The 12,962-nt window shown below is 74.5% G+C and carries 13 protein-coding genes; 3 read left to right on the forward strand and 10 right to left on the reverse strand.

Translation table 11 applies throughout. From position 1 onward, the window contains the following. The 4 genes from GQS09_RS22015 to rimP form a co-directional block, all read right to left on the reverse strand. Positions 1 to 297, reverse strand: a 297-nt coding sequence (locus tag GQS09_RS22015; RefSeq protein ID WP_165988953.1) for a translation initiation factor IF-2 N-terminal domain-containing protein, incomplete at its 3' end; no start/stop codon positions are given. A gap of 181 nt (positions 298 to 478) precedes the next feature. Next, positions 479 to 757 (reverse strand): YlxR family protein, encoded by a 279-nt coding sequence (locus tag GQS09_RS28710; RefSeq protein WP_165988954.1) that lies wholly within the window; start codon positions 755 to 757, stop codon positions 479 to 481. Positions 758 to 974: 217 nt separating this feature from the next. Continuing rightward, positions 975 to 2,006 carry a transcription termination factor NusA gene (gene nusA, locus GQS09_RS22025; RefSeq protein ID WP_165988955.1) on the reverse strand — a complete coding sequence of 344 codons (1,032 nt, stop codon included), beginning with the start codon at positions 2,004 to 2,006 and terminating at the stop codon, positions 975 to 977. 17 nt (positions 2,007 to 2,023) lie between these two features. Next, positions 2,024 to 2,518 carry a ribosome maturation factor RimP gene (rimP, locus tag GQS09_RS22030; protein WP_165988956.1) on the reverse strand — a complete coding sequence of 165 codons (495 nt, stop codon included), beginning with the start codon at positions 2,516 to 2,518 and terminating at the stop codon, positions 2,024 to 2,026. 342 nt (positions 2,519 to 2,860) lie between these two features. On the opposite strand from rimP, the gene GQS09_RS22035 reads away from it, so the two are divergent. The 3 genes from GQS09_RS22035 (at position 2,861) to GQS09_RS22045 (ending at position 5,007) form a co-directional block, all read left to right on the forward strand. Continuing rightward, positions 2,861 to 3,391, forward strand: a complete 531-nt coding sequence (locus GQS09_RS22035) for a hypothetical protein (RefSeq protein WP_243761656.1) — start codon at positions 2,861 to 2,863, stop codon at positions 3,389 to 3,391. A gap of 160 nt (positions 3,392 to 3,551) precedes the next feature. After that, the gene (locus tag GQS09_RS22040) at positions 3,552 to 4,025 is read left to right on the forward strand and encodes a ferritin-like domain-containing protein (protein ID WP_165988966.1); all 474 of its coding nucleotides are present in this window, start codon (positions 3,552 to 3,554) and stop codon (positions 4,023 to 4,025) included. A gap of 55 nt (positions 4,026 to 4,080) precedes the next feature. Beyond that, on the forward strand, positions 4,081 to 5,007 hold the full coding sequence (locus tag GQS09_RS22045; RefSeq protein WP_165988957.1) for an aminoglycoside phosphotransferase family protein: 927 nt from the start codon (positions 4,081 to 4,083) through the stop codon (positions 5,005 to 5,007). A gap of 55 nt (positions 5,008 to 5,062) precedes the next feature. Here the strand turns inward: GQS09_RS22045 and GQS09_RS22050 are convergent, their stop codons facing one another. From GQS09_RS22050 to dxr, 6 genes are all read right to left on the reverse strand, one after another. Then, the gene (locus GQS09_RS22050; RefSeq protein WP_165988958.1) at positions 5,063 to 6,733 is read right to left on the reverse strand and encodes a YbaK/EbsC family protein; all 1,671 of its coding nucleotides are present in this window, start codon (positions 6,731 to 6,733) and stop codon (positions 5,063 to 5,065) included. 108 nt (positions 6,734 to 6,841) lie between these two features. Continuing rightward, positions 6,842 to 7,414 (reverse strand): GNAT family N-acetyltransferase, encoded by a 573-nt coding sequence (locus tag GQS09_RS22055; RefSeq protein WP_165988959.1) that lies wholly within the window; start codon positions 7,412 to 7,414, stop codon positions 6,842 to 6,844. 81 nt (positions 7,415 to 7,495) lie between these two features. Next, complete coding sequence (locus tag GQS09_RS22060) at positions 7,496 to 8,344, reverse strand: GNAT family N-acetyltransferase (protein WP_165988960.1); 849 nt, start codon at positions 8,342 to 8,344, stop codon at positions 7,496 to 7,498. Positions 8,345 to 8,820: 476 nt separating this feature from the next. Next, on the reverse strand, positions 8,821 to 10,056 hold the full coding sequence (locus tag GQS09_RS22065) for a flavodoxin/ferredoxin-dependent (E)-4-hydroxy-3-methylbut-2-enyl-diphosphate synthase (RefSeq protein WP_165988961.1): 1,236 nt from the start codon (positions 10,054 to 10,056) through the stop codon (positions 8,821 to 8,823). Between the two features lie 205 nt (positions 10,057 to 10,261). Further along, complete coding sequence (locus GQS09_RS22070) at positions 10,262 to 11,563, reverse strand: RIP metalloprotease (protein ID WP_165988962.1); 1,302 nt, start codon at positions 11,561 to 11,563, stop codon at positions 10,262 to 10,264. Continuing rightward, on the reverse strand, positions 11,560 to 12,864 hold the full coding sequence (gene dxr, locus GQS09_RS22075; protein WP_165988963.1) for a 1-deoxy-D-xylulose-5-phosphate reductoisomerase: 1,305 nt from the start codon (positions 12,862 to 12,864) through the stop codon (positions 11,560 to 11,562). Before dxr ends, GQS09_RS22070 begins: the two co-directional genes overlap by 4 nt. Between the last annotated feature and the right edge of the window lie 98 nt (positions 12,865 to 12,962).

A 12,962-nucleotide genomic window follows, 5' to 3' on the forward strand; every position in this document is an offset into this window, starting at 1 on the left:
GGCGGGACGCGGCGCGGGGCCCGGCTTGGGAGCCGCGCCTCCGGGCCGGGGAGCGGCGCCGCCGCCCGGCTTCGGGGCAGCAGGACGGGCCGACGGCCTGGGGGCCGACGGCCGGGCGGACTTCTGGGCGCCGCCATCACCCTTGTTGAATGCGTCAGTCAGCTTGCGAACCACCGGCGCCTCGATCGTCGAGGACGCCGAACGGACGAATTCGCCGAGTTCCTGGAGCTTGGCCATGACGACCTTGCTCTCGACTCCAAGTTCCTTGGCGAGTTCGTATACCCGGACCTTTGCCACTTCGCTCCTTAGTCGGTCCGGGGTTGGGGTGGCCGCCGGACCTTCGCTACTCCACGGGCGTACTCATCGCGTACTCATCGAGTGCTCATCGCAATCTCGACCTGCTTCCGACTCGCGAGGTACGTGAACGCACGGACCTTCCGTGCGAACCGTCTTACGTCTTACGGACAACTTTCCGGCGTTACGGTGCCGTACCGCCGACCGCCAGCTGAAGATCCGTGGTGTCGAGCGGCCCCTGGACCCGGAAGGCCCGGGGAAACGCCCGGCGGCGGACCGCCAGCTCAAGGCAGGCCGGTTTGGGATGCACATAGGCACCCCGGCCAGGCAGCGTACCGCGATGATCAGGAACGCAGCGTCCCTCGATCAGCGCCACACGCAACAGGACGTCCCGCGCGCCACGCTGCCGGCATCCCACACACGTGCGTTCAGGGCAGCCTTGGCCGCGCGTCCGGCCAGACACGATCGATTCTACCTCCCCGCGCGTCCTGTTCCGCGACCGGGGCAGCGCCCCGGCACACGATGACAGACACGTGTGACAGATTGTTGCGGGCGGCTCCCTGCGGCGCCGCCGGCGGCTCCATCGCGCCCCTGCAAGGGCACAAACGCCGCTCCCCTCCCCCGGCATTCCCGGACCGGTGCGGCGGCGCGGGGCCGGTGACGGCCCCGCCCGGCCCCGGCTAACGGTGGCCGGGGGCCTCGTCGAGGCCGGCCGGGGTCTGCTCGGTGTCCGGCCGGATGTCGATCCGCCATCCGGTGAGCCGCGCCGCCAGCCGGGCGTTCTGCCCCTCCTTGCCGATGGCCAGCGACAGCTGGTAGTCCGGCACGGTCACCCGCGCCGAGCGGGCCAGCCGGTCCACCACCTCCACCCCGCTCACCCGGGCCGGGGAGAGCGCGTTGGCCACCAGCTCGGCCGGGTCGTCCGACCAGTCGACGATGTCGATCTTCTCGCCGTTCAGCTCGGACATCACATTGCGCACCCGGCCGCCCATCGGGCCGATGCAGGCACCCTTGGCATTGATGCCCGGCCGCAGCGAGCGCACCGCGATCTTGGTGCGGTGCCCGGCCTCCCGGGCGATCGCGGCGATCTCCACCGCACCCTCGGCGATCTCCGGCACCTCCAGCTCGAACAGCTTCTTCACCAGGTTGGGGTGGGTGCGGGACAGGGTCACCGACGGTCCGCGGGCGCCCCGCACCACCCGCACCACATAGCTGCGCAGCCGGGTGCCGTGGCTGTAGTCCTCCCCGGGCACCTGCTCCTGCGGCGGCAGGATCGCCTCCAGCTTGCCGATGTCCACCAGCACGTTCTTCGGGTCCCGGCCCTGCTGCACGGTGCCGGTGACGATGTCGCCCTCCCGGCTGACGTACTCGCCGAAGGTGACGTCCTCCTCGGCGTCCCGCAGCCGCTGGAGGATCACCTGCTTCGCGGTGGTGGCGGCGATCCGCCCGAAGCCCTCCGGGGTGTCGTCGAACTCGCGGGGCTCCGGCGGCGCCTCGCCCTCCGCCGGCTCCGGCAGGTCGGACGGGTCCTCCCTGGCCCAGACCGTCACATGACCTGTCCTGCGGTCCAGCTCCACGCGCGCCTGGCGGCGGCTCCCCTCGGTGCGGTGGTACGCGATGAGGAGCGCCGATTCGATCGCCTCGACGAGCACGTCGAAGGAGATCTCCTTCTCCCGGACCAGCGCCCGCAGCGCGCTCATGTCGATGTCCACGGCTACGCCTCCTTGCGCTACTGCTGCTGCTTGCTGTCGCCGCGGGCGAAGTCCACTTCACCGCGCGCCTTGTCGATCTCCGCGAAGGTCACCCGCCGCCGCTTGGGCTTGCGGCCCTTCTCGCCCGGGACCTCCAGATCCAGTCCCTCGTCGTCCACCGCGCGTACCCGGGCGGTCAGCGTGCTGCCGTCGGTGAGGTGCAGCGCGACCATGCGGTCCAGGGAGCGTGCGAAGTGCCGCCGCTCGGTCAGCGGCCGGTCCACGCCCGGGGAGGTGACCTCCAGGACGTAGGGGGCGTCGCCGAGCGCGTTGCGCTGATCCAGGATCTCCGACACGGCACGGCTGAGTTCGGCGCATTCGTCGAGCTGTACGCCCTCGTCGGTGTCGACCACGATGGTCAGCACCCGCCGGCTGCCGACCTGGGTGAGGGTGAGATCTTCCAGGTCCATGCCCCGCTCGGCGGCCAGGGGCTCCACCAATTCCCGGAGCCGGTCGTTCTGGGTGGTGCTCATCCGGGTGACTCCTCGGCCGCTTCTGCTGTTGTGGCGATGGGGGCTGTACGGGCGGTCCGGCTGGATCGGTCCGGCTGGATCCCGCCGCGCGCCGTGCGGCGCCTGCGGAGCGGCGGCGACGGCGTCTCGCGGCACAGCCTATCGCCTACGGGAGAGTACGCGGACCGGACCGCACAAGGCCGCATCCGCCGTGGACCGGGGTGGCGCCCGCCCGGGCCGGACCGCCCGGGTACGCTCCCATGCGGTGGCCGCCGGGCGGCGGCGGCCTGCCACGGTCGGGTCGGACCGGTACGGACGGGACGGAGAGTGCGGCGAAACGTGACCGGCGAGCTGCCGAAGGAGTTGTCCAGACGCACCCTGCTGGCCGCCGGCGGCGTGCTCGCCGCGACGGCGCTGGCGGGCTGCACCGGCTCCCCGCCGCAGGAACGGGCGGAACACGAGCAGGAGGACGAACAGGCGCGCGCGGAGCGGCGGCTGCGGGAGCGGGCCGCGGCGGACAGTGCGGCGCTGCTGGCCCGGTACGACGCGACCGCGGCGGCGCATCCGGGGCTGGCGCAGACGCTGGCACCGCGACGGGCCACCACCGCGGCGCACCTCGCCGAACTGCGCGCCCCGGCGGCGGATGCGGGCGCGGATGCGGATGCGGACGGGAGCGCCGGGGGCGGGCGGCCGGTCCCGGCGCCGCCCGCCGGGCCGGAGGCGGCACTGAACGCGCTCGCGGAGGCCGAACGCGGCCTCGCCGAGAGCCGGCTGGCCGCGCTGCCGGACGCCCCGCCGGCCATGGCACGCCTCCTCGCCTCGCTGGCCGCGGCCAATGCCGTGCAGTCCCGGCTGCTCGCCCCCGCCCCCGTTCCCGCCGGAGCCTCCTCATGAGCCCCCGCGCGGAGCCGGCACCGCCCGCCGCCCGCGGGCTGCCCCGGCGGAACGGCGGCGGCACGGGCGGCCGGGTGAGCGCAGCGGCGGAGAGGAGCGGGGAGTGCGGGACGTGAGGACGCGGGAGAACGCGCATGCCGGCGACCCGGGGCTGGCGGCCATGCAGGCGGCGCTGGCGGCCGAGCACGCCGCGGTCTACGGATACGGCGTGGTCGGCGCGTGGGCCGCGGAGGCCGAGGAGAAGGAGGTCCGCACCGCGTACCAGGCGCATCGCGCCCGGCGGGACGCCCTGCGCGGCGCCGTCCGCGGACTCGGCGGCGAGCCGGTCGCGGCGGCACCCGCCTACGCCCTTCCGTACGAGGTGACCGACGCGGCGCGGGCCCTGGAACTGGCGACGGAGCTGGAGACGCGGCTCACCGCCGTCTACGCCGACCTGGTCGCCGCCACCGAGGGCGAGGCCCGCCGGGACGCCGCCGAGGCGCTGCGCGAGGCCGCGCTGCGCGCGGCGCGGTGGGGCGGGGAGGGGGCAGCGGTGCCGTTCCCCGGCCTGCCCGAGCAGCAGGACCGGGAGGACGGCCGGGACACCGGGCCCGAGGTCACGGCCGGCGGCACCACCACCGCCGAGGACGGCTGATCCGGCCGTGGCGGCGGCGCCAAGCGACCTGCAAACCGAAGGGTGCGACTGACCGATGGCTTCCGTGCTGCATCTGGAACCGCCCCGCCGCCTGGTCCTGGCCCAGCGGCCGCATGCCCCCGGGTGGCTGGCCGCGCTGCCCTCACTGGCGGCGGAGATGCTGGACCGCTGGGGGCTGACCGCGGAGGCGGTCGCCGAGCCGGGCGGCCGGACCAGCATGACGGTGCTGGTGCGTGATGCCGCCGACGGCTCCCCGGCCGCACTGAAGCTGTGTGCGCCGCAGGCCCCGGCGGCCCTGGAGGACGCCGCGCTGCGGCGCTGGGACGGGCTGGCGGCGGTACGGTCGCTGCGCTGCGCGCCGGAGCGCGGGGCCCTGCTGCTGGAGCGGCTGCGCGGCGAGGTCTCGCTGCGCTCGCTGCCGGAGGCCAAGGCGATGCTGGAGGCGGTCTCCACGGTCCGCAGGCTGTGGGTGGACCCGGGCGCGGACCATCCGTTTCCGTCGGTGGCGGAGCGCACGGGCGGGCAGGCGGCGGCGATGCGGGCGGCGGCGGAGGCCGATCCGGCGATCGCGCCGATGGTGGACGAGGCGCTGGCGGCCCGGGAGCGGCTGCTGGCCGCCCCGGCGGCCGGCGGCGCCGGGGAACGGCTGCTGCTGCACGGGGACTTCCGGCAGGGCGCGGTGCTGGCCGCGGACGGCGGGCGGGCACCCTGGCTGGCGGTGGGGCCGGAGCCGGTGGTGGGCGAGCCGGCCTACGATCTGGCCCGGCTGGTCCGGGACCGGCTGCACGACGTGATGGCCTCGGCGGGGGCGGCGGCGCAGACCCGGCGGCGGGTGGCGAAGCTGTCCTCGGCGGTCGAGGTGGACCCGGACCGGCTGCGCGACTGGTCGGTGTTCCGGGCGGTGGAGTCCGCGGTGCGGAACGCCGCCGCGGGCAGCCGCGCCGACGCGGAATCCCTCCTGGAGTTCGCCACCTGGCTCTGAACCCGCCTCTGAACCCGCCTCTGAGCCAGGCTCAGAGGCAGGCTCAGAGGAAGGCTCAGAGCCGCGCCCGGGGCGGTACACGCCGTGCGCGGCGGGACGCGGGCGCCGCCGGGCGGCGCTGGGCGGTGAGGTGGGCGAGGGCGGAGGCGGTGGTGTGCTCCTCGCGGGTGCCGGTGGCACGGTCCTTCAGCTCGACCCGGCCCTCGGCCGCGCCGCGGCCGACGATCAGCAGCGTGGGGACCCCGATCAGCTCGGCGTCGGTGAACTTCACGCCCGGTGAGACGCCCGCGCGGTCGTCCACCAGCACGCGCACCCCGGCCTCCGCCAGCCGCCCGGCCAGCTCCAGGGCCAGCTCGGTCCGGGCCGCCTTGCCCGCGGCCACGATGTGCACCTCCGCCGGGGCGGCCGCGCGCGGCCAGCACAGCCCCTGCTCGTCCGCGGTGGCCTCGGCCAGTCCGGTGACCAGCCGGTACAGGTCGAGCGTCCAGGAGACGGCGGCGGCGCGGGCGGGCCTGCCGTCCGGGCCCAGCACGTCGAGGGCGGGTGCCGCGCCGGAACCGGTGCCGAGGCGGGCCACGCGGGCCATCTCCACCGCGCGGCCGGTGCGCAGTTCCTCCGCGCCGCACGCCGGGCAGGGGTCGCCGTCGCGCACCGCCACCACGTCCAGGTAGCGGTCCACCTGGAAGTCCCGCCCGCACACGACATGCCGGGCGTGCCTGCCCGGCTTGTTGGAACCGGTGATCCAGGAGGTTCCGGGCGCCACCCGCGGGTCGGCGAGGTAGCGGAACGCCGTGCCCGCCATGCCGCCCTGCGGCCCGATGTAGCCGCGCACCAGGTCCGGGCGGCCGGTGAAGTCCTCGGCGGTGACGAGCTCCACCGCCGCCGGGGCCAGGTGCCGGGCCAGCCGCTCCATGTCGACTTCGCGGTCCCCCGGCACGCCCACCGCCGTGATCTCGCCGTCCACCGTGACCAGCAGGTTCTTCAGGGTCGCGGAGGCCGGGACGCCCAGCTGGGCGGCCAGCGTCCCGATGGTCGGGGTGTCGGGGGTGTCCAGTTCCTCGGTCGGCGGGTGGGCCGCCGGGTCGGCGGCCGGGACGGAGACGGTGACCGCCCCCGTCATGGCCTCATGGCCGCAGGCCCGGCAGGTGACCAGGGTGTCGTCGCCGCCCTCGGCCCCGCCGAGGTACGCCTCCCCGGCCCCGCCGGGGAGGGCGGGGACGAGGCGGTGGGGCACGGCCAGCCTGGTGAGGATGCGGCGGCAGGCGGCGTGGTACCGGGCGTATGCCTCGTCCGTCTCCCGCTCGCCGAGGGCGAAGGCGAGGGAGTCCAGGGCGAGGTGCTCACGGGCCCGCAGCAGCCCGCCACCGGGCCGGGGCCCGTCCCGGTGTGCGGTGCCGATGCGGTGCACGGTGACCGGCAGGTCCCGGTAGGAGGCGCACTGGTCGCGCACCAGCTCGGCCAGCAGGCCGGCCGGACGTCCGGCGCGGCCGCCTTCCGGGAGCAGCACCTCCTGGGCGCCGATGGCGTCCAGCTCCTCGCGCACCACGCGGAGCACGTTGTCCAGCAGCAGCCGGCCCAGGGGCAGCCAGCTCCAGAGGCCGGGAGCGGTGCGCCGCAGGTAACCGGCGCGGACCAGCAGCCGGAGGGCGGCGGTGTCGGCGTCGGCCGGTGCCTCCCGCAGCGTTCTGAGCAGGGTGCGGGACAGGCGCTGGACTGGTGCGGTCATGGCGGCTCCGGACAGGCGGACGGGAGGGACGGGAGGGGCGGGAGGCGCGGGAGGCGCGGGAGGGGCGGGGGCCGGAAGGACGGGAGGGTGCCCGAGCCCGCTGAGCCGTCACCGGCCGGTGCGCTCGCGGGTCCCGTGCCGTGGCTCGTGGCGGCGCAGCGGCAGCACGGCGCCCATCACGGCGTAGGGGCGCGGGGCGGACGGGAACCGGACCTGGCGGGCCAGGTCCCGGTAGCCGAGCTTGCGGTACAGGCCGCGGGCCGGGCTGTCGGTGTCGATCGCGGACAGCAGCGAGCGGGGCTGCGCCACCTGGTCGGTGAGGGTGGTGATCAGCCTGCGGCCGATGCCGCGCCCCTGGTAGTCGGGGAGCACGTGCAGTTCGGTGACGGTGAAGGAGTCGTCCAGCCAGTCGTCCGCGCCGTTCTTGCGCAGATAGGGCTCGACGACCGAGGCCCACCACTGGGACCGGTCGCAGGGCAGGCCGTAGACGAAGCCCACCAGCCGCCCGGCGGCGGTGACGGCACCGTAGGCGCGCGCGCCCGGGGTGGCCAGGTGACGCAGCACGATGTGGCGGCGCACCAGGATCTCTTCTTCGGTGAGGCCGAAGGCGACCGCCTGCACGCGGAGCGCCTCGTCCACCCGGGCCGCGAGATCGAGCGGGCCGACGGCGGGGTCTTCCATGCCCGGAGATTAACGTTCCGTCGCCGAGAAGTCGCGCGCACCCCTCCGTTCACACACGGGTGCGATCCGGGCCCGAGGCGGTCAGAACAGCACGCTCATCAGGGTGCCGGCCTCGGTGAAGCCGAGGCGGCGGTAGACGGCGCGGGCGGGGGTGTTGAAGTCGTTGACGTAGAGACTGACCACGGGCGAGCACTCGGCGAAGGCGTGCCGCATCACGGTGGCGAGCCCGGCCGTGGCCAGGCCCCGGCCGCGCCGGTCGGGGGCGGTCCACACGCCCTGGATCTGGCAGATCCGCGGGGTGACGGCGCCGATCTCGGCCTTGAAGACCACCCGGCCGTCCTCGACGCGCACGAAGCAGCGGCCCTGGCCGACGGTCTCGGCGACCCGGGCCTGGTAGGCGAGGCCGCCGTCGGGCGCGCTGAGCGGGGAGACGCCGACCTCCTCGGTGAACATGGCGACGGCCGCGGGCATCACCAGGTCCATCTCGTTGCGCCGCACCCGCCGGACCCGGGGGTCCGGGGTGATGCCGGGGGGCATGGCGGTGGTGGTGAGCAGCGGCTGCCGGGCCCGCACCTCGCGGGCCGGCCCCCAGAAGGGTTCGAGCAGGGACCACAGCGCGGCGGTGGAGCCGGCCGGGCCGACGATGGAGGAGCACAGCCGGCCCTGGCGGACCGCCCGCTCGGCGAAGGAGCGGACCGCGTCCGGGCCGGCGGACAGCGGCACCAGGTTGGCGCCGTAGTAGCACAGGGCGGAGAGCCGGCCGTGGACGTACCAGCCCCACATCTCGCCGCCGAGCCGGACCGGGTCCAGGCCGGATTCCAGCACGCGGGAGGTGACGAAGGCATTGGCGGCCGGATCCAGGTCCAGGACGGCCAGCGCGTCGCTGAGCTCGGCGGGCCCCAGGACCCGCGTGAGAGAGGCAGTGAGCACGTTGGGGAAAAGCCTTGCCACTCGGGGACGACGGGGGATGGCAGGAGGCCGGGACGGCGGACGGAGGGACGGGTGGCGGCGCTCCGCGAGGGGTGGGGCGGGGTGGCGGGGTGCGGTGCGGCGGAGCCGCCGGTGGTCGCACTGTACCCCGTGGCGGCGGCCCCGGCCGGGCAACGGGTGCACCGTGCACCTCATCGCCCGCGGGGACGCCCCGGGGGCGCGGCCCGCTCGCCCGCCCGGGGAGGCCCGCGTGCCAGGTCCTCCGGGGCAGGGGTCGGCGAGGGGCCGCCCCGGCGCGGGGCGCGGGAGGGACACGGGAGGGAGGCGCAGCGGGGCGGGAGGACCGCGGGTGTGGAATCCGCCCGGCCATGCGGCGGGACCCCACCGGGAGGCCGGCCGCCGCCCGGGACGAGGACGTCCCGGTGGCAGTACGCCACCGGGACGGTCGGGGAACCGTGCAGGCCGCCGGAGGCTGCTCAGCCGGCCACGGAGACCTGGGGCTCGCCGGAGGGGGTGCCGTCGGCCTCCATCGCCTCGGCGATCTTCATCGCCTCCTCGATCAGGGTCTCCACGATCTTCGACTCGGGAACGGTCTTGATGACCTCGCCCTTGACGAAGATCTGGCCCTTGCCGTTGCCGGAGGCCACGCCGAGGTCGGCCTCGCGGGCCTCGCCCGGGCCGTTGACCACGCAGCCCATCACCGCGACCCGCAGCGGCACCTCCATGCCCTCCAGCCCGGCGGTGACCTCCTCGGCCAGCTTGTACACATCGACCTGCGCCCGGCCGCAGGAGGGGCAGGAGACGATCTCCAGGCCGCGCTCGCGCAGCCCCAGCGACTCCAGGATCTGGATGCCGACCTTGACCTCCTCCACCGGCGGGGCGGAGAGCGAGACCCGGATGGTGTCGCCGATGCCCTCGGACAGCAGCGCGCCGAAGGCCACGGCGGACTTGATGGTGCCCTGGAAGGCCGGGCCGGCCTCGGTGACCCCCAGGTGCAGCGGGTAGTCGCACTTCTCGGCAAGCTGCCGGTAGGCGTTGACCATCACCACCGGGTCGTTGTGCTTGACCGAGATCTTGATGTCGTGGAAGNTCTCGGCAAGCTGCCGGTAGGCGTTGACCATCACCACCGGGTCGTTGTGCTTGACCGAGATCTTGATGTCGTGGAAGCCGTGCTCCTCGAACAGCGAGCACTCCCACAGCGCCGACTCCACCAGCGCCTCCGGGGTGGCCTTGCCGTACTTGGCCAGCAGCCGCTTGTCCAGCGACCCGGCGTTGACCCCGATGCGGATGGGGGTGCCGGCCGCCGCGGCGGCCTTGGCGATGTCCTTGACCTTGTCGTCGAACTGCTTGATGTTGCCCGGGTTGACCCGCACCGCCGCACAGCCCGCGTCGATCGCGGCGAAGACGTACTTGGGCTGGAAGTGGATGTCCGCGATCACCGGGATCTGGGACTTGCGGGCGATGACCGGCAGCGCGTCGGCGTCGTCCTGGGTCGGGCAGGCGACCCGCACGATCTGGCAGCCGGAGGCGGTCAGCTCGGCGATCTGCTGGAGGGTGGCGCCGATGTCGGAGGTGCGGGTGGTGGTCATGGACTGCACGGAGACGGGGGCGTCGCCGCCCACCGCCACCGAGCCGACCTGGAGCCGGCGGGAGCGCCGGCGCTCGGCGAGCTTCAGCGGAACGGACGGCATTCCCAACGAGATGGCGGTCATCGGTGTGTGCAACCCCACGTGTGGTTCAACGGACTTCTCACAAGTCTTGGTCCGGTCGGAGTCTGCGGCTCCTCGGCCGGTCCGGACGGTACTGAGCGTACGGCACCCGGGTGACGGGCGTATGCCGAGGGCGAGGGCCCAGGGCCCCCGGCGGCCCCGGGCGGCGGCTGCCGCCCCGCCCGCGCCGCAGGCACCGGCGCGGCGGTCAGCCGGCGAGCCGGACCGGGGTGACGATGTCGGCGGCCAGCACCAGCAGCGTGAAGCAGATGAAGAGGCCCGCCACCACGTACGCCACCGGCATCAGCCTGGCCACGTCGAACGGTCCCGGGTCGGGGCGGCGCAGCACCCTGGCCACGTTGCGCCGGGCGGACTCCCACAGCGCGCCGGCGATGTGGCCGCCGTCCAGCGGCAGCAGCGGCAGCATGTTGAACAGGAACAGGGAGAGGTTGAAGGCGGCCAGCATGAACAGGAAGGTGGCCACCTGCTGGCTGGCGGGGATGTCCAGGGTGAAGACCTCGCCGCCCACCCGGGCCGCGCCCACCACGCCGACCGGTGAGTCGGCCTCCCGTTCGCCGTTGCCCAGGGCCGCGTCCCACAGGCCGGGGATCTTGCCGGGCAGGCCGATCAGGGCGTCCAGGCCGGAGGCCATGATGCCGCCCATGTGTTCGACGGCCTGCGGGAAATCCTGCTTGACGATGCCGCTGGCCGGGGTGAAGCCGAGGAAGCCGGCCGTGACGTACTCGCCCTCGACGTAGCCGCGGTCGTCGAGCTTGGCCACCTGGTTCTCGATCAGGCTGGCGTGCAGGTCGACGGTGGCGCCGTCCCGCTCGACGGTGATCACGGCCGGGCCGATGGTGTCGCGGATGGCCGACTGGAGCCTGCTCCACTCGGTGACCGGTGCGCCGTTGAAGGCGACGATGGTGTCGCCCGGGCGGAGGCCGGCCGCGGCGGCGGGTGAGCGGGGGTCGTCGGCCCGGCATTCGTCGCGCTGCTCGCTCTGCGGCACCACGCACTGGGCCACATCGGCGACGGTGGTGGTGGTCTGGTTGATGCCGAAGGCCATCAGCACGCCGAGGAAGATCGCCACCGCCAGGATCAGGTTCATGCCCGGACCGGCGGCCATCACGATGATCCGCTTCCACGGCTTGCGGGTGTAGAACAGCCGCTTCTCGTCGCCGGGGCGGAGCTCCTCGTAGGCGGCGGCCCGGGCGTCCTCGATCATGCCGCGGAACGGGGAGGTGGAGCGCTGGCGGATGCGGCCGTCGTCCCCGGGCGGGAACATGCCGATCATGCGGATGTAGCCGCCGAGCGGGATGGCCTTGATGCCGTACTCGGTCTCGCCCCTGCGCCGGGACCAGAGCGTGGGGCCGAAGCCCACCATGTACTGCGGGACCCGGATGCCGAACATCTTGGCCGTGGAGAGGTGGCCCAGTTCGTGCCAGGCGATGGAGAACAGCAGGCCGACGACGAAGATGAGTATGCCGAGGATGAACATCAGGGTGGTCACAGCGGCTGCCCCTTTTCCTCGGGCGTCGTCTCGGTCATTCCGGTCAGCTCCCGGGCGCGGTGGCGGGCCCGGGCCTCCGCTTCGAGGACGTCCGCCAGGGCCAGGGAGGTTCCGGCGGACGGCGTTCCGTGCGTGCCGACGTGCTCCTCGACCACCCTGGCGACGGTGTCCACGATCCCGGTGAACGGCAGCCGGCCGGCGAGGAAGGCGTCCACGCATTCCTCGTTGGCCGCATTGAACACGGCGGGCGCGGTACCGCCGAGAGTACCCACGTGCCGGGCGAGCGGCACCGACGGGAAGGCGTCGGTGTCCAGCGGGAAGAACTCCCAGGTGTGGGCGCGGCTCCAGTCGCAGCCCGGGGCCGCGCCCGGAACACGCTCCGGCCAGCCGATGCCCAGGGCGATGGGCATCCGCATGTCCGGCGGGCTGGCCTGGGCCAGCGTGGAGCCGTCGGCGAACTCCACCATGGAGTGAATATATGACTGCGGGTGGACGACCACCTCGATGCGGTCGAACGGGATGTCGTACAGCAGGTGGGCCTCGATCACCTCCAGCCCCTTGTTGACCAGGGTGGCGGAATTGATGGTGATCACCGGGCCCATGTCCCAGGTGGGGTGGGCCAGGGCGTCCGCCGGGGTGACCCTGGCCAGTTCGGCGCGGCTCCGGCCGCGGAAGGGGCCGCCGCTGGCGGTGACCACCAGGCGGGCGACCTCCCCGCGGGTGCCGCCCAGCAGCGCCTGGAAGAGGGCGGAGTGCTCGGAGTCCACCGGCACGATCTGGCCCGGCTTGGCCAGCCCGGTGACCAGCGGGCCGCCCACGATCAGCGACTCCTTGTTGGCCAGCGCCAGCACCCGGCCGGCCGACAGCGCCGCCAGGGTGGGCGCCAGGCCGATGGAGCCGGTGATGCCGTTGAGCACGGTGTGGCACTCGGAGGCGGCCAGGTCGGCGGCGGCATCCGGCCCGGCCAGGATCTCGGGCAGCGGCTCGCCCGGGCCGTAACGGGCCCGCAGCGCCTCGCGCAGTGCGGGCACGGCCCCGGCACGGGCCACCGCCACGGTGCGCACCCGCAGCCGGTGTGCCTGCTCGGCCAGCAGATCCGTCCGGCCGCCGGCCGCCGACAGGCCGGTGACGGTGAAGCGGTCCGGATTGCGCAGTACGACGTCGACGGCCTGGGTGCCGATCGAACCGGTGGAGCCCAGGACGACGATCTCCCGGGGGCCGCCGGGGCCGGGATCGGGACGCAGGTGCGGATCGGCGAGGCAGTCGGCGGCGAGGCCGGGAATGGTACTGCTGATGGTCATCTCCTCATTCTCCCCGCTCCCACCGACCGCTCTGCCGGCGCCTGCCCCACTGAGCGGCGCACACCGCCGTCCGCGCGCCGCCCGGCGGCCACCGCGGT

Source organism: Streptomyces sp. YIM 98790, assembly GCF_011421595.1.
Lineage (GTDB): Bacteria > Actinomycetota > Actinomycetes > Streptomycetales > Streptomycetaceae > Streptomyces.